Annotated in this window: 2 protein-coding genes and 1 rRNA gene; 2 read left to right on the top strand and 1 reads right to left on the bottom strand. The window is 70.5% G+C overall.

Annotation, left to right across the window (positions count from 1 at the left end):
* Both AOK00_RS33595 and AOK00_RS33590 read left to right on the top strand, forming a co-directional pair.
* Positions 1–572: sensor histidine kinase (locus tag AOK00_RS33595; RefSeq protein ID WP_254047598.1), on the top strand; the 572-nt coding region annotated here is incomplete at its 5' end.
* Positions 569–1,237, top strand: coding sequence for a response regulator (locus tag AOK00_RS33590; protein ID WP_055603925.1), 669 nt, complete (start codon positions 569–571; stop codon positions 1,235–1,237). The genes AOK00_RS33595 and AOK00_RS33590, both read left to right, overlap by 4 nt.
* 75 nt (positions 1,238–1,312) lie before the next feature.
* On the opposite strand, the gene rrf is transcribed toward AOK00_RS33590, so the two are convergent.
* Positions 1,313–1,429, bottom strand: a 5S ribosomal RNA gene (gene rrf / locus AOK00_RS33585).
* Positions 1,430–1,485: the final 56 nt, after the last annotated feature.

Below are 1,485 nucleotides of genomic sequence, written 5' to 3'. Positions count from 1 at the left end.
CGGTCATCACGGGCCTCGCGGACGGCGGCCGGTACGCGGCGGCGAAGAACCCCGAGCGCGCCTCCCAGGCCCTCGAGGCCATCGGTACGACGAGCCGCGAGGCCCTCGCCGAACTCCGCCGGCTCCTCGGCGTCCTCCACCACGACGAGCAGGAGGCGGCCCGCGACCCCCAGCCCACCCTGGCCGACCTCGACACGCTGATCACCGGCGTACGGAACGCGGGCCTGCCGGTGCGGTTCGACCGGGACGGCACCTCGCCCGACCGCCCCCTCGCCCCGGGCGCCCAGCTGACGGTCTACCGGGTGGTCCAGGAAGCCCTGACGAACGCCCTGAAGCACGCGGGCGAGGGCGCGAAGGCGACCGTGCTCCTCACCCACACCCCCCAGGAGGTACGGGCGGAGATCACGAACACGGGCCCGGCCGTCCCGCCCCCACCGGCCGGTCAGGGCCGGGGACTTGCCGGGATGCGGGAGCGCGCGGCCCTCTACGACGGCACACTCGAAACGGGCCCGCTGCCGACCGGCGGCTGGCACGTCAGACTCCGACTCCCCCGGGAGGACTTCCCCTCGTGACGACCGTTCTCATCGCGGACGACCAGCCGATGCAGCGCTTCGGCTTCCGCATGCTGCTGGAGAGCCAGGACGACATGACCGTCGTCGGGGAGGCCTCCAACGGCACCGAGGCGATCCGCCTCGTCGACCGGCACCACCCCGACGTCGTCCTGATGGACATCCGGATGCCCGGCCTGGACGGCATCGAGGCGACCCGCCGCATCGTCGCCACCGGCGACCGCACACGGATCCTGATCGTGACGACCTTCGACCTCGACGAGTACGCGTACGACGGCCTCCGCGCCGGCGCCAGCGGCTTCCTGGTGAAGGACGCCCAGCCGGAGGAACTCCTCGCCGGCATCCGCGCGGTCGCGAGCGGCGACGCGGTCGTCGCCCCGAGCCTCACCCGCCGCCTCCTGGACGCCTACATCCACCACCTGCCGTCCTCCCCCACGGCGGACCAGCACCCGGAGGACCCGCGACTCGCCTCCCTCACGGAGCGGGAACGCGAGATCCTCACGGTCATCGGCCAGGGCTGGACGAACACGGAGATCGCCGAACGCCTCCACCTCGCGGAATCGACGGTGAAGACCCACGTCGGCCGGGTCCTCGCGAAGACGGGCGCCCGGGACCGCGTCCAGGCGGTGATCCTGGCGTACGACACCCAACTCGTCGCGCCGGCCTGAGCGGGCCCGTCGAAAAGGGCCGGGAACGCAGAAAAGCCCCGCACCATGAAGGTGCGGGGCTTTCCCACAATGATTGTTCGGCGGCGTCCTACTCTCCCACAGGGTCCCCCCTGCAGTACCATCGGCGCTGAAAGGCTTAGCTTCCGGGTTCGGAATGTAACCGGGCGTTTCCCTAACGCTATGACCACCGAAACTCTATGAAGTTAACCAACCGGAATCGGCACAGTTCGTTACTTCAGAACTAACAC

Source organism: Streptomyces aureus, from assembly GCF_001418135.1.
Taxonomy (GTDB): domain Bacteria; phylum Actinomycetota; class Actinomycetes; order Streptomycetales; family Streptomycetaceae; genus Streptomyces; species Streptomyces aureus_A.
The sequence above is the reverse complement of the archived record's forward strand: the minus strand, read 5'-3'. Positions and strand labels throughout refer to the sequence as shown.